The following is a 20,099-nucleotide window of genomic DNA, read 5'->3' as shown; positions in this document are numbered from 1 at the left end:
GTAGCTCCCATATTTTCTGGGAGCTACCTTTTTTCACTTGTTAAATTAAAGTCCTAATGAGATGTATTTTACTTCTAAGTATTCCTCAATTCCAAAGTGGCTTCCTTCTCTACCAAGTCCACTTTCTTTAAAGCCACCAAACGGAGCTTGTGGTGTTGATGGCAGGCCATCATTTAACCCCACAATTCCATATTCAAGAGCTTCTGCAATACGGATTGCTTCTGAGATATTTTCAGTAAATACGTATGCTGCTAAACCAAATGGTGAATTATTCGCACGACGAATTACTTCTGCTTCATCTCGATAAGTAGCGATTGGAGCGATTGGTCCAAACGTTTCTTCATACATACAAAGCATTTCATCTGTAGCGCCTTTGACAACAGTTGGCTCTACAAACAAACCACTTCCTTTTGTTAAAACAGATCCACCAGTGACAACATCTCCACCTTTTTCTACTGCGTCATCTAACTGCTTCTGAACTTTTTCTAACGCTTTTTCGTCGATTAGCGGTCCAATATCTGTTCCTTCTTCTAAACCGTTACCAATCTTTAGCTGTGAAACTGCTTGTGCAAATTGCTTTGTAAACTCCTCTGCAACTTTTTCGTGCACATAAATACGGTTCGTACATACGCATGTTTGACCAGCATTGCGGAATTTAGATGCGATAGCATTTGTTACTGCTTTATCTAAATCTGCGCTTTCTGTTACGATAAACGGTGCATGTCCACCAAGCTCAAGTGATACTTTTTTCATTGTATCTGCTGCGCCTTTCATCAATAGCTTTCCAACAGCTGTTGAACCTGTAAATGACAGTTTACGAACACGACCATCTTCCATCCAAGCTTCACCAATTGATTTCGCATCTCCGGCAACGACGTTAATTACTCCTTTTGGAATACCTGCTTCCGTTGCTAATTCAGCTAAGCGTAATGCAGTTAAAGGAGTTTGTTCAGCTGGCTTAATGACAGCCGTACAACCTGCCGCCAAAGCAGGAGCAACTTTACGTGTGATCATTGCAGCAGGAAAGTTCCAAGGCGTAATAGCCGCCATTACACCAACTGGTTGTTTATGAACAAATAAGCGCTTGTTCGGAGCTGATGCCGGAATTGTTTCACCGTATATTCGCTTACCTTCCTCTGCATACCATGATACAAATCCGTTCGCATATCCAATTTCACCTTTTGCTTCTTTTAATGGTTTTCCTTGCTCAATTGTCATTGTTTCAGCTAATTCGTCGGTATACTCTTCAATTAGCTGATGCCATTTCATTAATAATTTTCCGCGTTCTTCTGCTGTTTTCTTGGACCATTCTAAAAATGCTTCGTATGCTGCATCTGCTGCCAATTTTGCTTCTTTAGCCCCACCTTTGGCAACTGAAGCTACCACTTCATTTGTAGCTGGATTCACAACGTCGAACGTTTCAGACGTTTTTACCCACTCACCGTTAATATATAGATTTGCTTGTTTCATGAATGATCACTCCTTTAATTAATTTTCGCATCAACCGAGCTGTCGGTATCGTTTACTTGTATTTCTTCGTCATTGCTATGATAAACTCCTTTGTTCATCTTAATAAAGAAATATGCTCCGATAAGCGTCCAGCCTAGTACCATAATCCACTCATACGGCCAAATAAGAGCAGCTGGCATTCCAGGCATATATAATGCAATGAATCCAATGCTAAAGATGACTCCTAACCAACCGATAAAAGTTGTTTTTCCTGCTTTAAATGGACGATCCATTTGCGGTTCTTTTTTACGTAAAGCTACAAACGATAACGCAACCATTAAGTAAGCTATAACGATTCCTAATCCACCTGCATCTACAATCCATACAAGTGCAGGTCTGCCCAATAATGGAGCAAACACTGCTAATGCCCCTAAAAAAATGACCGCATTGGAAGGTGTATTATATTTAGGATGAAGGCGACCAAACCATGCTGGCAACATTCCATCTTGGGCCATCGCATAAATAACACGGCTTCCCCCGATAATAAATGCGTTCCAACTCGTCACAATTCCTGCAATACCGCCAATGATCAAAATTTTCCCGAATAATGGTGAATTAAATGCTGCCGCCATCGCATCAGCAGTTGCTAATTGCGAAATTTCTAGAGCGCCTTTATCTAATGCCATCCCTACGCCCAAAGCAATAAACATATAAAATACAATTGCAGCACTTACAGAAATAATTAAAATCTTACCAATTTCTCTTGCCGGTAAATTAGCTTCTTCTGCTACTTGAGGAATAACATCAAAACCAACGAATAAGAACGGTACCATGACTAGTACGGTCATGATGCCACCTGCTCCCCCAATAAATAATGGGTCCAAGTTCTTTGTATCTCCGTTAATTCCTGACCCAAAAATTAAAAGAATACCAATACCAACAATTGCGACTGTTAGTACAACCTGTAAAAAGGCCGCTGTTTTGAGACCAAAATAGTTGATGGCTGTTAAAATAATGGCTCCTACACTTCCAACTAATACCCACGTTAAGTAAACATCCCAGCCGTTTATTGTCCATAAATATCCTGTTTGATAATTAGGAATTAAGTAGTCTAGAACCGTAGGAAGCGCTACTGCTTCAAACGTTACTACAGATACATACCCTAAAACGATTGCCCATGAACCTACAAACGAAGCCTTTTTTCCAAGGCCTCTTTTTACAAATACATGCTCTCCGCCTACCTTTGGCATAGCTGATGCTAATTCAGCATAAGTAAGTCCTACAAAAATAACGAGTAATCCTCCAACTAAAAAAGCAATTAACGTTCCTAATGACCCAGCCGAATTTAGCCAAGTACCTGATAGTACGACCCAACCCCAGCCTAACATGGCTCCAATAGCTAAACATAATACATCGAATTTTGATAACACCTTATCCAATTGCTTAGGTTGCTTGCTCATCTCCTTCATCCATCCCCTCTAGATACTTCCTTATTTTTCGATTCGCTTGTGACTGACTAATCCCTAATTGCTCTGCAACTTTGTAAGAAGATTCGTACTTTTCATAAGCTTCGACCACCATTTTTCTCTCTATTTCTTCTACGACTTCTGGCAATGTACGATTGTGTTTATGAACTGAAAAGTCCTGTTCGAATGGTAAATCTTTTAGCGTTACTACATTGTCACTTGTAACGACAAGACGTTCAATCATATTTTCAACTTCTCGCACATTCCCCTTCCACTCCTGTCTACTAAACGCATCCAATGCTTTTGGTGAAAGCTCCACTTTGCGGTCATACACTGCATTAAAATGATTTAAAAACTGATAGACCAGCGGTAAAATATCTTCTGCCCGTTCACGTAAAGGAGGAATTGTGATGGGGACTACATTCAAACGATAATATAAGTCTCTTCGAAATAACCCTTTGTCCACCATCGCCTCCAAATCTTGATTGGTTGCAGCAATAATGCGCACATCTACTGGAATTGTTTTACTTGAACCGACAGGCCGAATGGTGCGGTCTTGAAGCACATGAAGCAATTTACTTTGTGCTTGTAACGATAGTTCACCAACTTCATCTAAAAACAAGGTTCCTCCGTTTGATAGCTCGATAATACCTTTTTTCCCTTCACGAAACGCTCCTGTAAATGTTCCACCTTGATAACCGAACAGCTCCGATTCAATTAGCTGATCTGGTAAAGCAGCATAGTTAATTTCATAATAAGGAGCACTCTTTCTAACACTTAGCTGCTGAATTAATTTTGCCACCCTACTCTTTCCAACACCCGTTTCTCCAAGTAAAAGAACGGTTGTATGAACAGAAGCAATTCGTTGAACAATAGCAAACACTTTCTTCATTGCTTTGCTATTGGTAACAATGCCCTCTAGCTCTACAGAATCAGACATCTCTTTTTGTTAACTCTCCAGCTGCTCTTCCATCTGTTCTACTTTATTTTTCAACTGCATTAAATCCGTTAAATCACGGGAATAGCTAATGACGCTTTTCAACTGCTTACTTTCATCAAAAACGGGACGAGTCCGAACATGCAAATACCTACCTGAACTTGTTTTTTGCACAAGTTCTAGCGATGTATTGGATTCAATTACCTGAAGCGTCGCCGAGGGATAAAAAATCCCCATTTCTTGAAGCTCCTTTACGTGCTTTCCAATAAACTCTTCCGCTTTCAGATGGTAATTTTTTTCACACTGTGAATTTACCATCACGACATAACCTTGCGCATCCGTAACAAAAACTTCATCAAAGGATGACTCAAAGATATCGTAAAGTTCTTGATTCATATAAGACATATTCTCGCTGTTGCTCATTAACTAAATCACCTTTTCATCAAAAATAGTATTCATTCATTTTATCAGAAAAGTTTGGTAACGAAAATGGTACTTCTATTAAGAGACAAAGGACAAGCGGGTGGCCCTTGTCTCACCATTCTTATTTTTATACATTCACGAGTTGTTGTACACTTGCAGCTAACGATTCTTCCACAATTTGCAGCCCTTCTTCAAGCTGTTCATCCGTGATGACAATCGGCATTAAGAAGCGAAGTACGTTGCCATAAACCCCTGCACTTAGCAACAATAACCCTCTTTTATTTGCTTCTTGCACAACTTTTTGCGTTAATTCTTTATTTGGCTCTTTTTTAACACGATCTTTTACTAATTCTACGGCGCACATTGATCCAAGACCGCGGATATCGCCAATTACATCATAGCTTTCGCTTAACTTTTCAAAGCGTGCGCGCACAATTTCTCCAAGAACATCACTGCGCTCGTTTAGCCCTTCTTCTTCAATAATATCTAATACAGCTAACGCTGCTTCACAGCCTAAAGGACTTCCGCTATACGTTCCACCAAGTTCCCCAGGATTAGATTCGTCCATAATTTCAGCTCGGCCAATAACGCCACTAATTGGTACGCCAGCACCTAATGATTTTGATACTGTGATCAAATCCGGCTCAACATCAAAGTGCTCAATTCCAAAATAACGACCTGTTCGTGCAAAACCGGCTTGAATTTCATCTGAAACAAATAAAATTCCATTCTCTTTACATACGTTATATACTTCCTGAACGAAGCGCTTGCCAGGAACGATAAAGCCACCTTCTCCTTGAATTGGTTCCATAACTACTGCTGCTACTGTTTCAGGTGCTACTTCATTATTCAAGAAGTTTTTAAACTCTGAAATGATATAGTCCTCATAAGCTTCTTCAGTTAACCCCTCTGGTCTACGGTATGCATAAGGATAAGGAGCTTTGTATACCTCTGGAGCAAATGGTCCGAACTCAAACTTATACGGTTTTACCTTGCTTGTCATCGTCATTGTCATTAATGTACGTCCATGGAAACCACGAGTAAACGAAATGATGCCTTGACGTTTTGTATATTTACGAGCAATTTTCACAGCATTTTCCACTGCTTCAGCACCGCTGTTTAACAATAATACTTTTTTATCAAAGTTTCCTGGTGCAATAGCTGCTAATCGTTCACACAATGCTACGTATGATTCATACATCACTACATTAAAACCTGTGTGGATGAATCGATCAACTTGCTTATGAAGCGCTTCTTTTACTTTTGGATGTCCATGACCGACATTAATTGTTCCGATAGCACCAACAAAATCGATAAACGTATTGCCGTCAACATCTGTTACTAAAGCACCTTCTGCCTTTTCAGCAAATGTTGGAATACCGTAACTCACACCTTTTGGCACAGCTTTATGTCTACGCTCTAATAGTTGTTTTGCATTTTTACCCGGAAAGTTTTTATCTACCTGACTGAATTGTCTGCTCATTATAATCTTCCTTTCACTAGTTAATTTCCTCACTCTTTTAATATGCAAGAAGCGTGCCAACTCTAAAAGTTTAATTTTTTCGACATTTCTGAACAATTTTCTTTTTCTATATAAGTCACAAATGACTCAATCAAGTCATTTGTGACTTATATAGACTTTTTATTCTTCTAAACTAGCTGTTGCCACGTTTATCCACTCCTCGCTATAATAAAGACAAAAGCTATATATTGCTAAGAGCATAATACATAGGGGGGATAAAATGCTTGAGGGATGGTTTTTGTGGTTCATTGTACTATGGGTTGTCATATTGGTTAGCTTGTTTGCAATCGGTGGCTTTTTTATGTTTCGAAAATTTTTAAAGCGGTTACCAAAAGAAGATGGAAAGTCAATTCTTGATTGGCAAGACTATTACTTAGAGCAAACGATTCACTTGTGGTCTAATGAACAAAAACAGTTATTGGAAACGCTTGTACAACCTGTTCCTGAGCTATTTCGCGACGTAGCTAGGCAAAAAATCGCCGGTAAAATCGGTGAACTTGCACTTCAAGAGCAAGCCGCAAGTATTACGGAAGATTTAATTATTCGAGGATACATTACGGCAACTCCAAAACGAGATCATAAGTTTTTGTTAAAAACATTAAAAGCTCAACGTATCGATCATTCTCCGTATCAACATTTATTTGAATAGACAAAAAAGGTGTCCCGTATGGACACCTTTTTAAATCATTTTATTCATCAAGTTGTGCTGCAGCTGTTGCTCAAGTTTTTTATACGAACGATACATCGCAATGCGCCATGGCACAATCATACCGAACGCTAAAATCCAAAACATCCCCCCAAGAGCGCCTACATCGATTGTTGAGCTTAAATATAGTTTCATGACAACCCGAATGAGTAACAATGCAATAATAATAAAGGTAAACGCTTTTGACTGTTTTAAATAAATATCATCATCACGCACTTCAAACTTTGATGTTTTTATTAGAAATAATGAAAAGAACAGGCCAACTATCAAAGCCTCTAAAAATTCAGCTCCAGTCACTCGAAAAACTGGAAAAATAAACATCAACGCTCCCGTACTCATAAAAAAAGGTGGTAAAATGATTTTTTTAGCATTTACCGGCTTTTCAGATGCTTTCATCCTCATAAAAATAATGAATGAACCCATTAAAACAGCAAAAATCGTGGAAGCATAAATCAAAGTAACCCCTTCTTTACTCATAGTATACTTCCTATTATAAAACAACTGCAAAAGAATGTGAAATCTTGTCTTACTTTAAATGCGAAGGGTCATTTTTCGGTTTCTGCTTAGATTTTACTTTTTGCTTTTTCATTGCTTTTAATAAGAATCCGCCTTTAAATTTACGAGGCTCGTACGAAATAATAAATGCTCTAGGTTCATATTCTTCTATAAAATCTAATAGCTCTTCTTCACGACTTCTTTTTGTTAAAATATCTAAACGATAACGTGCGCTATCTCTTCCTTCACCTTGATAGACCGTAACTCCAAAACCTTCTTGACGAAGGCGGTTAATTAGCTCTTCATTCTTTGTCATTAAATTCACTAAAAATGTCGTATAGCCAATCGCTAAGCGTGACTCAATATATCCACCTAATATAATACCAGCACCAAATCCAACAGCATATACAATCATAGCTACAATGCTTTGGTCACCTGAAAAGACGAGGGATAAACCAAATACATATACTAATGCTTCTAAAAAACCAAAAGCCGAGGCGTACATACTCATTCCTTTTACTAGGAAAATCGTTCGCAACGTTAAGATTGGTACATAAACTAGTTGCAAAATCAATATTAATATAATCTCTTTCACTTCTACACCTCTTTTAAAATACAAATTTCACGGTTTCATTGTATCACTCTCTATATCGTTAAGGAATACATAAAAATAAATTTTTATTAACAAAAAAAACGCTTAATATAAGCGTCTTCAATTTAATTAACTATTGTTTTTTTACTAGTTTAGCAAGCGCTTCATAGCTTCTAACACTGACGACTCCTCAAAAGGTTTTACAATAAAATCTTTTGCACCAGCCTCAATGGCTTCAACAACCATTTTTTGTTGTCCCATCGCAGAACACATAATAATTTTTGCATTCGGATCAACTCGCTTGATGGCTTTAACCGCTTCAATTCCATTTAGCTCCGGCATTGTAATATCCATCGTTATAACATCAGGTTGAAGGTCATGAAATTTTTCGATGGCTTCTTTACCTGTTTCCGCTTCTCCAACTACGTGGTAACCAGCATTCTCCATAATACTTCTTAACGTTGCTCTCATAAACTTTGCGTCATCTACAATTAGTATTCTTGACAATTATAGCCCTCCGTCTTCCCCTATCTACCTCTGGTCTTTTCCAACGAAACGAAATAGGACTTTTTACTTATTACTTTATCAACGATTCCAACTTTTTTCAAGCCACACCACTTCGTTATCTAGAACCCTGTAAAGCCTCCAAAGATGCTCGTTGTATAAATAATAATCTTGGTCATCCAGTCAAAATATAAAATGATTCCCATTCCAATCATTGCATATCCACCAGCGGTCATCATTGCTTTCATATGACGCTTTATCCAGTTCATTTTACCTATAAAAAACGACATGATAAAAAATGGAATTGAAAACCCTAGCGAATAAGCAATCATGTAGAGCATAGCTGAGCTAGGATTAGTAGCTGCTAGAGCCATAACAGATACAAGAATAGGTCCTGTACATGGCGTCCACCCTGCAGCAAAAGCCATTCCGATAAGAGAAGAACCTAACAAACCTGTAGGTCGATTAGAAAACTGTACTTTGCGATCTTTCATTAAAAACTTCGGCTTAAAGACTCCAACTGTTACAAGCCCTAAAAACACAATGAGTATGGCCCCCACTTGACGAATTAAATCTCCATAGTTCGCAAATAAACTTCCAATAAAAGAAGTGCCAAAACCAATTGCAATAAAGATTAAACAAAAGCCTAGTAGAAAAAAGGTCGTATGTAAAAGAGCTTTGCGCTGATGTACGTTTTTCCCTTCTTTCAGATCCCCTACTGAGACACCTGTAATATACGATAAAAAAGCCGGATACAGCGGTAGACAGCATGGTGAAATAAACGATAAAAATCCTGCTCCAAATGCTAAAAATAAATTCACATCAGCCATTTCTGATTCACTCCATTTGTTTAGAATCTGTTACCATTTTGTCATCAAAATGACTCATCTATTCCTTTTCAAAAAGTGCCATTATCTTGTATAATTAGGTAAAAGTTTTATTGAGAAGGGACCAGTTCTATTGCTGAAACAAAATATATTGTTAGAGATTGAAAAGAAGCGTGAAGAGCTGATTCGGGTCGTTCGAGTTAGTGGATTAAATTCTCCCCCTGCTATTAAGCATAGTCAAGAATTAGATCATCTACTAAACATCTATAATAACACTCCTTCACAGCACTCCGACACAACTTCTACTTAAGAAGTTGTTTTTTTATATCTCTCCACCAGCCTTTCCTTGATGGTTCTGGAGTCGATACATGCTGTAATAAAGACCTTGCTTTTCTAACAGTTCTGCATGAGTACCTCTTTCTACAATTTCACCTTTATGTAGCACTAGGATAGCGTCTGCATGTTGAATAGTAGACAATCGATGAGCGATTGCCACCGTTGTCCTATTTCTCTTCATCTTCGCTAAAACAGCTTGAATAGCATCTTCTGTCTCTGTATCAATATGTGCTGTTGCTTCATCTAGAACTAGTATTTTTGGTTTACGTACCATTGTGCGAGCAAATGATAAGAGTTGACGCTGGCCGCTTGACAATGTTGCCCCCCTTTCAACAAGCACTTCATTATAGCTTTTCGGTAAATCTTCAATAAAAGGTGTTGCCTGTACGAATCTCAGCGCTTCTCGTACATCTTCTTCTAAAATTAAAGGATCATGAAGAGAGATATTTGCTTTAACCGTATCAGCAAAAATAAATGAATCTTGTAATACCAAACCAATTCTTCTTCTAATTTCTTCTTCACTATACGTTTGAAGGGGCTGACCATCAATTAGGATTTCACCTTGCTTTGGCGTATAAAATCCTAGAAGAAGATTAATGATTGAGCTTTTACCACTGCCTGTATGTCCCACTAACGCTACCGTTTGACCTTCTTTTATTAAAAAGGAAATATTTGATAGAACGTTTGTCTTTCCATCATAAGAAAAGGTAACTCCTCTAAATTCTATCATACCTCGTTTAATTGTAGCTTGTGAGTCTTTCATAAAAGACGGTGCTTTTTCACCTTCGTTCATTAATTCAAATACTCGCTTTGAAGCGACCATGGCTTGTTGGTACATTGAAAGGCGCTGCATCATTTCATTAACTGGCTGAAAAAAGCGCTCCAAATAGTTTACAAAAGCATATAACACCCCCACTTCTACTGGGCTATCTAAAACTGATATACCAAAGTAGCTAAGTACGCCAATAATTGCAAGAACATATAATACGTCAACTGCTGGCCTTAAAAGTAAGCCGTCTAACTTTAAATTACGTACACCAGCTTGGTAATGTGATTCGTTAATATCTCCAAATTCACGTCTTAGACGCTTTTCTTGTCTAAATACCTGAACAATCCCCATACCTTGTAACGATTCGTGAATCTTTGCATTGAGCTGGCTGAGCTTTTCTCTTAACTGTGTATAATAAATCCCACTAAAATGCTGATATGTTTTCATTAATACGAAAATGAATGGTAAAAGCGCTAAGCAATAAAGTGCTAACTTCATATCTAAAATGAACATGGCTATAAAAATACCAATTAAAAAGACACCATTTTGAATAAATACCGCAATCACTTCGACAAACATTTCCTTAATTGCTTCCGTGTCGTTTGTGATTCGTGAAACTAGACTACCCGTTGGCGTTCGGTCAAAGTAGCGGAGCCCAAGCTTATGTACATGTGAAAACACGTCAATTCTTATTTGCTGAATAATGTTTAAAGCAATTCCCTGAAACTTGAGCTGCTGAAAGTATTGAATAACGACCTTGATCATGTTCAAACTTATATAGCCAACTCCTAATAAAAGGAGCGGCTCTACAGGAAAGTAACGCTCTGTTAAATACGTATCAATAAACACTTTAATAAGCATGGGACCTAATAAATCCGCTGTGGTGGCCACCAACAATAAACAAAATGCAAGCGCAAAGGATTTGCGATGGGGAACTGCGTATCTTACTAACCGCCTTAATACTTGTTTATTTTTCATGATATTCATAGCCTCCAGCTTCCACAATCTCTTCTAGCTGCTGCCTTGTATACATCTCTTGATACCACCCGTGTTCTTTTAAAAGTTCTTCATGCCTTCCCCGCTGAATGATTCGCCCACCTTTAATGACCAAAATCAAATCTGCATGTGCAACTGCACTCAGGCGATGAGTAGTAATAACCGTTGTTTTATTGCGGCGGTGCTGCTTTAAAGATTTCAAAATAAGGGCTTCAGTTTTCCCATCAACTGCTGAAAGCGAGTCATCTAAAAAAAGCATTTGAGGATCTTGTAATAGTGCACGCGCAATCGACAATCGTTGTTTTTGTCCACCTGATAAAGAAACCCCTTTTTCTCCTACAATGGTTTCATATCCATCTGTAAAGCACGTGATATCTTCATGAACATGTGCCAATTGTGCCACTCGCTCTATATCCGAATGGGAAGCATTTTGGTTTGAAAAGGCAATATTTTCTCCTACTGTCGTTGAAAATAAGAAATGATCCTGGGGAACGTAACCAATACTATTATATAAAAAATCAAAGCTATAAGATTTAATGCTATGTTGATCAAAATAAATATCTCCAACCGTTAAATCGAATTCACGAATAAGAAGCTTTAGTAAAGTTGTTTTTCCAGCTCCTGTTTTTCCTACAATTCCAAGCGTTTGGCCTTCCTGTAAGGAAAAGTGGATATCTTTAAGAACTGCTTCATCTGTACCCGGATACACAAAGCGGTCAATTTGTACCGTAATCGCTCCATTAGGGCGTTTTGTAATAGGTTTCTCACTTTCAACAATCTCATTTTTTTCTTGTAGTAGAGCAAAAACTCGATCATATGAAGCCCTTCCTCTTTCTACGATATTGAAAAGCCAACCAAACGCTAGCATCGGCCACACTAACAACCCAAGGTACGTAGTAAATGTAACTAGTTCTCCTAACGTGATCTCATTGCTTACGACCATTCGTGATCCAAAAATAAGAGCAAATAAAAAAGACCAGCTCACAATAAAAGAAATCGTAGGGTCAAATAAAGAATCAATTCTCGCTACTTTCATATTCTTTTGAACAACATCAGCTGATTGTCTCGTAAACATATCGACTTCTGAGGTTTCTTTTCCAAACGTTTTTACAACTTTTACACCCGTTATACTTTCTTGCACCTTATCGTTTAATGAAGAAAAAGCCGCTTGTGCTTCTCCAAACCGTTGATGTAACATTGTGCCATATTTATTCGTTAGCCAGGCCATTAAAGGCATGGGTAATAAGCTAATTAGCGTTAGCTTCCAGCTGATTGTTACAGCCATTGTTATTAAAACAACACTGCCCGTAATAACAGAATCCGCAAATGTTAAAACGCCAATTCCCGCTGTTTGTTGAATAGCTTGAATATCATTCGTTGCGTGAGCCATCAGGTCACCCGTACGTTTACTTTGATAAAATGTTTGATTCATTTTCGTGAAGTGTTCATACAACGTATTGCGCATTTGTCGTGCCAGCTTAACAGCAGCACCAAAAATCATAACTCGCCATATGTATCTCATACCATATGAGCCGACAGCGGCTGCCCCTAACAAGAGCACCATCTGAAGGAGCTTTTCTTTTGATAAACTTCCTTTTTCAATAGCATCAACTGCCCACCCAATAACACGAGGTGGCACTAGCTGAAGTAAAGCAACCGCTATCAAAAGTAAAATCCCTATGATATACGCTCTCTTTTCTTGCTTAAAAAACCATCCCAAATCACGAAATATATTCATAACCCCACCACCACCCCTGTTTTTTCTATATTTTCTAACAATTCAAATATTATATCACTTACATATTTTAACACAATCACATACTATCGTCAGTACATACTTATATTATATACGCGTAAGCAGTTAAAGCTCTTTATAACGCAACGATATTTGCGTTATCCCTTTCCCTCTTACAAATACTTAGTGTACAAAAAAGACACCCTTTAAGCTGAGAGTGTCTGTCCAATTAACCGTTATTTAATTTGGCTGTTCATCGCTTTCATCATTTGGTTAATCTTCTTCTGTGATGGTTTCATGCCCATTTGCATCATCATCATTTTTAACATTTGTTCATTAATTGGTGGATTTTTCTTAAAGTAGCTCATCATGTATTTACGAGCAATGAAAAATCCTAGCGCTACCCCAGCAAGCAATGCTAGAATACCAACTAGAATATATGGCCACATACTACAACTTCCTCCTTCGTGTTGTCTACCTTACAGTGTACTAAATCATTCGCCAATATACAATATTTCCAGACTAATTTCCTTAAATAATTACACATATTTTCTTGTTTTAACAGGCCTTAGCCATCCGTACTCTTCTGTCCCGTAATTAATTGCTAGATAGCACGCATCAAGCTTTCGCAGCACTTCAAAGAAAGCGGTCTCTGCATCAACATTTCCATCTCCTTCAATCGTTATACATCGACTATTTATTTTCAGCGAAGCCCGGCTTTTTTTGTGTGGGTATTCTAAAACAAAATGATCATTGTGTATAAAGAAGTGAGGGTATTGAGAAAATATTTGAAGTATCGCGCGCTGAATATATGAAATAGCAAGGGGTCTTGTAATGTATTCAACCTGCTTTTGAAGATAGTGATCTTCTAAGCCTCTCTTCATTTTATAATCCACAAATAGTTGAAAAACAAGCTTCTCTCTTTGAAAATATGCTTTTGCTACTTCGTCTTCCATTAAATATACTTCATATGTTCTCATACTTCTCCTCCTTACTTTCGCCTTTTTATTTTTTTATTATAGCTTGTCCACATTGCAATGGTTGTCTATTGATGCAAAAATTCTTTTGTTTTTTTGTCGAAACAAAAAGAGTTTGGGACATAACAAAATGATTGCTTCTAAGAGACGAACAATAGCCGTTCCCATCTTTTTGGTTTGTCTGAACACGTTCGTTCCATTGCGCTGCGGGATCTCCGTTTTCCCTCTCTTTCCCGCAGGAGTCGAGTGTCCTACGCTCCATTCCCCCCCCTGTTTCCAACATTGTTTTCACAATCAAACAAAAAACCTGAACGATTAAAAGTGAGAGACTCTCAATCGTTCAGGTTTATCATTGGCTGAATTATTTATGTCCCAGCCTCTTTTTTATCAATTATGCATTTAACATGCTTTTTACTCTTGCTACAACGTTATCAACTGTAAAGCCAAATTCCCTCATAATTATTTCACCAGGAGCAGAAGCACCGAAATGGTTAATGCCAAGAACTTGACCTTCGTCACCTACATAGCGCTCCCAACCTAATGTCGAAGCCATTTCAATACCTAAGCGCTTCTTCACTGATTTTGGAATAACACTTTCTTTGTACTCAGCTGACTGCTTCTCGAAGCGATCCCATGATGGCATGCTGACAACAGCTACTGAAACACCTTCTGCTTCAAGTGCTTTTTGTGCTTCTACTGCTAAGCTTACTTCAGAACCAGTTGCAAGTAGAAGTGCATCCGCCTGTTCTTTACCTGCTTTTGATACAACGTAAGCCCCTTTTGAAACACCTTCATAAGCAGTTTCACTCGTACCTTCAAGAGTCGGTAAGTTTTGACGAGTTAACACAAGCGCTGTTGGCGTATCTGTAGACTCTAATGATAAGCGCCATGCTGCAGCCGTTTCGTTAGCGTCTGCTGGACGAATAACTGATAGACCAGGCATTGCGCGTAATGAAGGTAATTGCTCGATTGGCTCATGTGTTGGACCATCTTCACCAACTGCAATACTGTCATGCGTAAATACATACGTAACAGGTAGCTTCATTAATGCTGCTAGACGAATTGCTGGACGTAGGTAATCAGAGAATACGAAGAACGTACCGCCGAATACTTTTACACCACCATGAAGAGCCATACCGTTAAGCGCTGCGCCCATTGCAAATTCACGAACACCAAACCAGATGTTGCGTCCACTGTAATCTTTTGCAGTAAAGTCTTCTGCACCTTTGATCATTGTTTTGTTTGAACCAGCAAGGTCTGCTGAACCACCAAAGAATTGAGGAACAGCTTGTGCTACTGCGTTTAATACTTCACCTGATGAAGCACGAGTTGCTAAGCTTGAACCAGTTTCATATACAGGTAATTGTTGTTCCCAACCTTCTGGAAGTTTACCTTGTACAGCTAATTCAAATTGAGCTGCTAGCTCAGGATGTTTTTCTTTATACTGAGCAAAAACGTCGTTCCATTCTTTTTCTTTCTTTGCACCTTCATCAGCAATCGTTGCTTTAAAGTGTGCATAAACTTCTTCTGGCACATAGAAATCTTCTTCAAACGTCCAGCTATACGCTTCTTTTGTTAATTTTGTTTCATCTGCACCTAGTGGCGCACCGTGAACACCTGATGTTCCCGCATGGTTTGGAGAACCATAACCAATTGTTGTTTTTACTTCAATTAAAGTTGGACGAGAAAGATCTTCTTTAGCTGCTTCGATTGCACTTGAAAGCTCTGCTAAGTCATTTCCATCTTCTACGCGAATTACTTGCCATCCGTAAGCTTTGAAACGATCTTCTACGTTTTCAGAGAATGAACGGTCTAAATCTCCGTCTAATGAGATGTCGTTTGAATCATAAAGCACGACAAGGCGACCTAATTTTAAGTGCGCTGCTAGTGAAGCTGCTTCAGCTGATACACCTTCCATTAAGTCTCCGTCACCACAAATACCGTATGTAAAGTGATCAACGATTTCAAGTCCCTCTTTATTATATGTTTCGGCTAAATGACGCTCAGCCATCGCTTTACCAACTGCCATTGCAATTCCTTGTCCTAATGGACCAGTTGTTGCATCAACACCTGCTGTGTGACCATACTCTGGATGACCTGGTGTTTTACTTCCCCATTGACGGAAGTTTTTTAAATCGTCAATTGATAGGTCATAGCCTGCTAAGTGTAATAAGCTATATAGAAGTGCTGAACCATGTCCTGCTGATAAAACAAAGCGATCACGGTTAAACCAATCTGGATTTGATGGGTTAATATTCATAAACTTTGTCCATAGCGTGTACGCCATTGGAGCTGCTCCCATTGGCATACCTGGGTGACCTGAATTTGCTTTTTCAATAGCATCAATTGATAAAGTACGAATTGTTGCAATTGAAAGATCTTCAATACGTTGTGTCATAACTCTTCATTCCTTTCAAAACTATGTATATATGTAATCATACTAATGATTAACGATTTTGTACAATATTTGATTCGTTTTTTTTCGTACTTTTACATTTTTCGTTTCCAAACGCAAAAATATACAAAAAAACTAGAGAAACTCATTTCCCTAGTTTTTGCACCACAGCAAACCATCGCCTTAGTGTAGACGCTTCTTTTTGCTATCTTTCAGTTTTTTAGGGGTTACGTCATTCCCTTTTTCATCAACAACTTTAATCGTATGAAGATGATTTGTCATTGATTGACGGAACGTTTGTAAATATTCTTTACGAAGCTCTTGCTGTTCTTGTGCTTCAGCTTCTGTTAAACCTTCCGCCTTTGATTTTTTAGATAGTTGATTGATTCGTGCCATTTTATCTTTAGACAACATTTTGTCAGAACTCCTCGCTTTTTAATACAGTTTAAACCATAATACAATACTACACATCTTACTAAATCTCTTGTTTTTTAGCAAGAAGCTCGCCTTGGTCGTCGCAGTACTCCTGATAGCGACGGTGTACAGTTGCTTTTGATACCTTATAACCAAAGCCTTTTAGCGTGACAGCAATTTCTGCAAATGTTAAGCCATTATTACGTAGTTGTACAATTTCTTCTATGGGAACTTCCTTTCGTTCTCTACCTGAGTTTACATGCTGGTTTTTCAAATTATGCTCCGGGTGATACCCATTGGCAACTGCTCTTTTCATACCTCGTTTAATTTTTGCATTATGTAATTTTCTTTGATGTTCTTCCACCAAGCTAATGATGTTTAACAACATGGAATCAGCTTCTGATAGCTGTAGCTGTCCCTGATGACTAATCGTGTAAATTGCTACTTTCTCTTTATTTAACGCGTGCAGTAAAGCAATCCTTGCATTTCCACGCCCCAGTCGTGTTTCATCCTGAATAAGCAGGGTAGAAACGTCTTCTGCTTTTAATAATTCTAAGACTTCTAATATTCCTTCTCGGTCAACTTCATAGCCGCTCGCTTTTTCAGAAATAACTTCACAAACTGTAAAATTATGCATCGTAGCAAGTTGCATTAACTCTTCTTCCTGCCTCTTTAACGATGTCTCTTGGGCTTCTTTATCCGTACTTACTCGACAATAGATAACTGCTTTCATCTTTCTAGCTCCCTTTCTTCATTTCCAAACACTAAAACCCCTACCATCGTTCAGTAGAGGACTCGTAGCTCTAGTTCACTTATCAAAAGCAATCTGATGATCACTTGCTAAATCAGATTTCAATACCGGAATATATAACTGATCTCCCGGAGAAAGCGACTGTGTAGATGGAACAGTTAGCTCATTCATATTTTGGACCCATTCTACAAATTCATTTGGTGATAAATTATGATGCTTACTATATTCTTGGGATAATTCCCAAATAGTGTCACCCTTTGCAATAGTAACAGTTGTATATTTTTCTAACTCCACTCTATCTGCTCCTAATAGCAACGTCAAGACATATGTAAGTGCGGCGATAACCACAAAAAAGGTAGTATAATGTTTAATAGATTCTATTAATGGTCTCATTTCAAATCCCCCTCAGAATGTATGTTCTCATTTTATTGCGAACATCCGTTTCTGTCAATGGGTTTTTTCGAACTTATGTTTGTATATTATATATAGCCATGATATAATTTATAGCAAAGAATAGCTAAAAATGAGGTGAAATGTATGAAGCTATCAAAACGTCAACAAGAAATACTAGATTTCATTAAGCATGAAGTGAAATTAAAAGGATATCCCCCATCTGTTCGCGAAATTGGTGAAGCAGTTGGTTTAGCATCTAGTTCAACAGTTCACGGGCACTTAGCTCGTTTAGAAAGTAAAGGTCTAATTCGTAGAGACCCCACAAAACCAAGAGCAATTGAAGTTCTTCAAGCAGAGGCCGATGTAAGCATTCCACAAAGTGCAGTTATAAATGTTCCTGTTATCGGTAAAGTTACGGCAGGCTTTCCAATTACTGCAATTGAAAATGTAGAAGAATACTTTCCGTTACCTGACAAGTACGCCTCTCCAGATGAGCAAGTATTTATGTTAGAAATTATGGGAGAAAGTATGATTGAAGCCGGTATACTAGATGGAGATATGGTCATTGTTCGCCAACAGCAAACAGCTAATAACGGCGATATTGTTGTAGCAATGACGGAAGACAACGAAGCAACTGTCAAACGTTTCTTTAAAGAAGATAATTTCGTTCGCTTACAGCCAGAAAACTCCACAATGGCACCTATTATCTTACGTCATGTAACTATTTTAGGAAAAGTCATTGGAGTATATCGCTCCATTCATTAAGAAAAACCAGCTGCAACCCAGCTGGTTTTTTATGTTTTTTTTTGGTCAAATATAGGTATATTACTTAAAGAGCAATAATGAAAAGCATAAGGGAGGGAATTTCTCAGTGGATAAGTGGCAAGCAATGAACTCTCCTTTTCAAGATATTACACCGAATCGTGCAATAAACATGTTCTTGTTTCCTTTTTCTTTTAACCGAAAAGAGAAAAAAGATTTAGTTTCAGCTCTTTATGAGCATGAATTTGACTTTTTTTCTCTAGAGAATACAGATTTAGAAAAGAAATTTTATAGCAAAGACTATTTTGTTTCCCACGCTAGCCTTGATCAATACTTTCTTCCTTATATCGAATGTATTCTCTTTCCTCAATCACCAAAAGAAACAGGGCTCATTCGATTTTCAAAAAAGGTGAATCAAGAAATTACATTTGAAACAAAAGCGTCAACAATTCTAAGTGAAGTTTTGTCTATTGATATTTTTTTATGCCCATTTGAAATCGGTGTAATGACGATTCGTATCGAAGTAAAGGGAAACCATTATTCGTACGATGACGTCATTGAGTTTATGAATCATTTTCGCGTATTAGAGCCTAAATTAGCTGAAGAGCACGGAGCGACCATTACATACAAAAATAAAACCTATGATAAAGTACAAGATTATATTTTTTCAAACTTAACACCGTTTCTAAAACCTTACATTGAGCAAGAAACACAGCACAGCAAACATTTTGGAAGCCTGCCTTATTTTATTGATGAACGGATGTACGTACTAAGTTACGTAACCGTCAACAATGAACAGCCTATTAGCAGTGGCACCTTATTTCGAACTGGACAACTGAACAGCTATGATACTGGCGGTAAACCATTTATTTCAGCTAGAAACCAAGAATATATTGATGAATACAATGATCAACACGTCTACAAGCGATGGACGCCCGAAACATACTATGTTGTAACAGACCACGTTTTTTCTTGTATTTCACATTCAGCCGATGAAGAGACGAATCAAATGTTAATGAATCACCTATTTGGTCAGCACTACTATAATCTATTTTTACATTTCTTTTATAAAATTGTACTGTTGAAACTATCTTATCAATATTCGCAGCTTACATTTAAAAAAGACCAAAACGCTATTGAGCGACTCATCCGCTCTATCACACTCTTTTCAGGTAAGTACTTGTTTTTAGAAATCAGTTCTCGAACGGAAGGACAAGAATTTTCTAGACTTTTCAAAAAGACCTTTCACATTGATTCACTCTACCAAGAAGTGAAGGAAACACTTGGGACTTTATATCAAAATCAAGAAAAAATTGCAGGGAAACGTCATAATTATCTACTGTTGATTTTGACCATCTATACTGTGCTATCCGGTATTTACGGAATGAATTTAGTTATTGAAAGCTGGAATAAAAACCTAAGCTGGAGCGCAATAAAAGATTATTCATTGTTTGAGTACATCGCCTTTATCGTTGCTTTGTCAGGAATTACAATTAGCATTAGCTTAGGAATAAATGCTTTATATAAACTAATTAAAGACCGTCTTCAAAAAGAGACTGAGACATAAGTAGTTCAGCCTCTACTACACCTGAACGATTGAGAGTTCATAACTTTTAATCGTTCAGGTTTTTTGGTTGATTGTGAAAACAA

The 20,099-nt window shown here is 37.9% G+C and carries 20 protein-coding genes and 1 pseudogene; 4 read left to right on the top strand and 17 right to left on the bottom strand.

What is annotated here, in order from left to right; translation table 11 throughout:
- Positions 1–45: 45 nt before the first annotated feature.
- The 4 genes and pseudogenes from AS180_RS04765 to gabT all read right to left on the bottom strand — a co-directional run bounded on the left by AS180_RS04765 (position 46) and on the right by gabT (position 5,758).
- Positions 46–1,470 (bottom strand): NAD-dependent succinate-semialdehyde dehydrogenase, encoded by a 1,425-nt coding sequence (locus AS180_RS04765; protein WP_025908288.1) that lies wholly within the window; start codon positions 1,468–1,470, stop codon positions 46–48.
- 14 nt (positions 1,471–1,484) lie between these two features.
- Positions 1,485–2,909, bottom strand: coding sequence for an APC family permease (locus AS180_RS04760; protein WP_025908287.1), 1,425 nt, complete (start codon positions 2,907–2,909; stop codon positions 1,485–1,487).
- Positions 2,893–4,257, bottom strand: a pseudogene (locus AS180_RS04755) (sigma-54 interaction domain-containing protein). The gene AS180_RS04760 and the pseudogene AS180_RS04755 overlap by 17 nt, the downstream one beginning before the upstream one ends.
- 145 nt (positions 4,258–4,402) lie before the next feature.
- The gene (gene gabT / locus AS180_RS04750; protein ID WP_035320142.1) at positions 4,403–5,758 is read right to left on the bottom strand and encodes a 4-aminobutyrate--2-oxoglutarate transaminase; all 1,356 of its coding nucleotides are present in this window, start codon (positions 5,756–5,758) and stop codon (positions 4,403–4,405) included.
- A gap of 259 nt (positions 5,759–6,017) precedes the next feature.
- Between gabT and AS180_RS04745 the strand changes: the two genes are divergently transcribed.
- Positions 6,018–6,446 (top strand): DUF2621 domain-containing protein, encoded by a 429-nt coding sequence (locus AS180_RS04745; RefSeq protein WP_025908284.1) that lies wholly within the window; start codon positions 6,018–6,020, stop codon positions 6,444–6,446.
- A 30-nt stretch (positions 6,447–6,476) separates the two neighbouring features.
- On the opposite strand, the gene AS180_RS04740 is transcribed toward AS180_RS04745, so the two are convergent.
- The 4 genes from AS180_RS04740 to AS180_RS04725 all read right to left on the bottom strand — a co-directional run bounded on the left by AS180_RS04740 (position 6,477) and on the right by AS180_RS04725 (position 8,924).
- Positions 6,477–6,980 carry a CcdC family protein gene (locus AS180_RS04740; RefSeq protein ID WP_035320141.1) on the bottom strand — a complete coding sequence of 168 codons (504 nt, stop codon included), beginning with the start codon at positions 6,978–6,980 and terminating at the stop codon, positions 6,477–6,479.
- 49 nt (positions 6,981–7,029) lie between these two features.
- Positions 7,030–7,593, bottom strand: a complete 564-nt coding sequence (locus tag AS180_RS04735; protein ID WP_025908282.1) for a DUF2179 domain-containing protein — start codon at positions 7,591–7,593, stop codon at positions 7,030–7,032.
- Between the two features lie 144 nt (positions 7,594–7,737).
- Positions 7,738–8,097 carry a response regulator gene (locus AS180_RS04730; protein WP_025908280.1) on the bottom strand — a complete coding sequence of 120 codons (360 nt, stop codon included), beginning with the start codon at positions 8,095–8,097 and terminating at the stop codon, positions 7,738–7,740.
- A 119-nt stretch (positions 8,098–8,216) separates the two neighbouring features.
- Positions 8,217–8,924: a cytochrome c biogenesis CcdA family protein gene (locus tag AS180_RS04725; RefSeq protein ID WP_025908279.1), complete on the bottom strand. Its 708-nt coding sequence runs from the start codon at positions 8,922–8,924 to the stop codon at positions 8,217–8,219.
- 130 nt (positions 8,925–9,054) lie between these two features.
- Here AS180_RS04725 and AS180_RS21520 point away from each other — a divergent pair, with 130 nt between their 5' ends.
- On the top strand, positions 9,055–9,231 hold the full coding sequence (locus AS180_RS21520; protein WP_076512718.1) for an aspartyl-phosphate phosphatase Spo0E family protein: 177 nt from the start codon (positions 9,055–9,057) through the stop codon (positions 9,229–9,231).
- Positions 9,232–9,243: 12 nt separating this feature from the next.
- On the opposite strand, the gene AS180_RS04720 is transcribed toward AS180_RS21520, so the two are convergent.
- From AS180_RS04720 to yneA, 9 genes are all read right to left on the bottom strand, one after another.
- On the bottom strand, positions 9,244–11,004 hold the full coding sequence (locus tag AS180_RS04720; protein WP_374699985.1) for an ABC transporter ATP-binding protein: 1,761 nt from the start codon (positions 11,002–11,004) through the stop codon (positions 9,244–9,246).
- Positions 10,994–12,760 carry an ABC transporter transmembrane domain-containing protein gene (locus AS180_RS04715; protein WP_062686498.1) on the bottom strand — a complete coding sequence of 589 codons (1,767 nt, stop codon included), beginning with the start codon at positions 12,758–12,760 and terminating at the stop codon, positions 10,994–10,996. The genes AS180_RS04720 and AS180_RS04715 overlap by 11 nt, the downstream gene beginning before the upstream one ends.
- Before the next feature lie 233 nt (positions 12,761–12,993).
- Complete coding sequence (locus AS180_RS04710) at positions 12,994–13,206, bottom strand: YneF family protein (RefSeq protein WP_025908276.1); 213 nt, start codon at positions 13,204–13,206, stop codon at positions 12,994–12,996.
- 90 nt (positions 13,207–13,296) lie between these two features.
- A complete protein-coding gene (gene sirA, locus AS180_RS04705; RefSeq protein WP_025908275.1) occupies positions 13,297–13,737 on the bottom strand; it encodes a sporulation inhibitor of replication protein SirA in 441 nt (146 codons plus the stop codon).
- 25 nt (positions 13,738–13,762) lie between these two features.
- A complete protein-coding gene (locus AS180_RS04700) occupies positions 13,763–14,026 on the bottom strand; it encodes a hypothetical protein (RefSeq protein ID WP_156413443.1) in 264 nt (87 codons plus the stop codon).
- A 99-nt stretch (positions 14,027–14,125) separates the two neighbouring features.
- Positions 14,126–16,132, bottom strand: coding sequence for a transketolase (gene tkt, locus AS180_RS04695; RefSeq protein ID WP_025908273.1), 2,007 nt, complete (start codon positions 16,130–16,132; stop codon positions 14,126–14,128).
- A 180-nt stretch (positions 16,133–16,312) separates the two neighbouring features.
- Complete coding sequence (locus AS180_RS04690) at positions 16,313–16,543, bottom strand: DUF896 domain-containing protein (RefSeq protein ID WP_025908272.1); 231 nt, start codon at positions 16,541–16,543, stop codon at positions 16,313–16,315.
- Between the two features lie 61 nt (positions 16,544–16,604).
- Entirely contained in the window at positions 16,605–17,276 is a 672-nt protein-coding gene (locus AS180_RS04685; RefSeq protein WP_025908271.1) for a YneB family resolvase-like protein, read from the bottom strand.
- Positions 17,277–17,351: 75 nt separating this feature from the next.
- Positions 17,352–17,687, bottom strand: a complete 336-nt coding sequence (gene yneA / locus AS180_RS04680; protein ID WP_025908270.1) for a cell division suppressor protein YneA — start codon at positions 17,685–17,687, stop codon at positions 17,352–17,354.
- Between the two features lie 144 nt (positions 17,688–17,831).
- Here yneA and lexA point away from each other — a divergent pair, with 144 nt between their 5' ends.
- Together lexA and AS180_RS04670 are read left to right on the top strand one after the other, a co-directional pair.
- Positions 17,832–18,452 (top strand): transcriptional repressor LexA, encoded by a 621-nt coding sequence (gene lexA / locus AS180_RS04675; RefSeq protein ID WP_025908269.1) that lies wholly within the window; start codon positions 17,832–17,834, stop codon positions 18,450–18,452.
- Between the two features lie 106 nt (positions 18,453–18,558).
- The gene (locus AS180_RS04670; RefSeq protein ID WP_025908268.1) at positions 18,559–20,016 is read left to right on the top strand and encodes a magnesium transporter CorA family protein; all 1,458 of its coding nucleotides are present in this window, start codon (positions 18,559–18,561) and stop codon (positions 20,014–20,016) included.
- The last annotated feature ends 83 nt before the right edge of the window (positions 20,017–20,099 follow it).

Source organism: Priestia veravalensis (genome assembly GCF_001457055.1).
Taxonomy (GTDB): Bacteria; Bacillota; Bacilli; order Bacillales; family Bacillaceae_H; genus Priestia; species Priestia flexa.
Note: the sequence above shows the minus strand (reverse complement) of the source record. Positions and strands in the feature narration are given on the sequence as shown.

What these genes read in the sequence shown, in the direction of transcription:
- sirA (WP_025908275.1), bottom strand. Translation starts at nt 13,737, where the DNA reads ATGAGAACATATGAAGTATATTTAATGGAAGACGAAGTAGCAAAAGCA.
- lexA (WP_025908269.1), top strand. Translation starts at nt 17,832, where the DNA reads ATGAAGCTATCAAAACGTCAACAAGAAATACTAGATTTCATTAAGCAT.
- AS180_RS04725 (WP_025908279.1), bottom strand. Translation starts at nt 8,924, where the DNA reads ATGGCTGATGTGAATTTATTTTTAGCATTTGGAGCAGGATTTTTATCG.
- yneA (WP_025908270.1), bottom strand. Translation starts at nt 17,687, where the DNA reads ATGAGACCATTAATAGAATCTATTAAACATTATACTACCTTTTTTGTG.
- AS180_RS04715 (WP_062686498.1), bottom strand. Translation starts at nt 12,760, where the DNA reads ATGAATATATTTCGTGATTTGGGATGGTTTTTTAAGCAAGAAAAGAGA.
- AS180_RS04720 (WP_374699985.1), bottom strand. Translation starts at nt 11,004, where the DNA reads ATGAAAAATAAACAAGTATTAAGGCGGTTAGTAAGATACGCAGTTCCC.
- tkt (WP_025908273.1), bottom strand. Translation starts at nt 16,132, where the DNA reads ATGACACAACGTATTGAAGATCTTTCAATTGCAACAATTCGTACTTTA.
- gabT (WP_035320142.1), bottom strand. Translation starts at nt 5,758, where the DNA reads ATGAGCAGACAATTCAGTCAGGTAGATAAAAACTTTCCGGGTAAAAAT.
- AS180_RS04740 (WP_035320141.1), bottom strand. Translation starts at nt 6,980, where the DNA reads ATGAGTAAAGAAGGGGTTACTTTGATTTATGCTTCCACGATTTTTGCT.
- AS180_RS04710 (WP_025908276.1), bottom strand. Translation starts at nt 13,206, where the DNA reads ATGTGGCCATATATTCTAGTTGGTATTCTAGCATTGCTTGCTGGGGTA.
- AS180_RS04745 (WP_025908284.1), top strand. Translation starts at nt 6,018, where the DNA reads ATGCTTGAGGGATGGTTTTTGTGGTTCATTGTACTATGGGTTGTCATA.
- AS180_RS04765 (WP_025908288.1), bottom strand. Translation starts at nt 1,470, where the DNA reads ATGAAACAAGCAAATCTATATATTAACGGTGAGTGGGTAAAAACGTCT.
- AS180_RS04760 (WP_025908287.1), bottom strand. Translation starts at nt 2,909, where the DNA reads ATGAGCAAGCAACCTAAGCAATTGGATAAGGTGTTATCAAAATTCGAT.
- AS180_RS04690 (WP_025908272.1), bottom strand. Translation starts at nt 16,543, where the DNA reads ATGTTGTCTAAAGATAAAATGGCACGAATCAATCAACTATCTAAAAAA.
- AS180_RS04685 (WP_025908271.1), bottom strand. Translation starts at nt 17,276, where the DNA reads ATGAAAGCAGTTATCTATTGTCGAGTAAGTACGGATAAAGAAGCCCAA.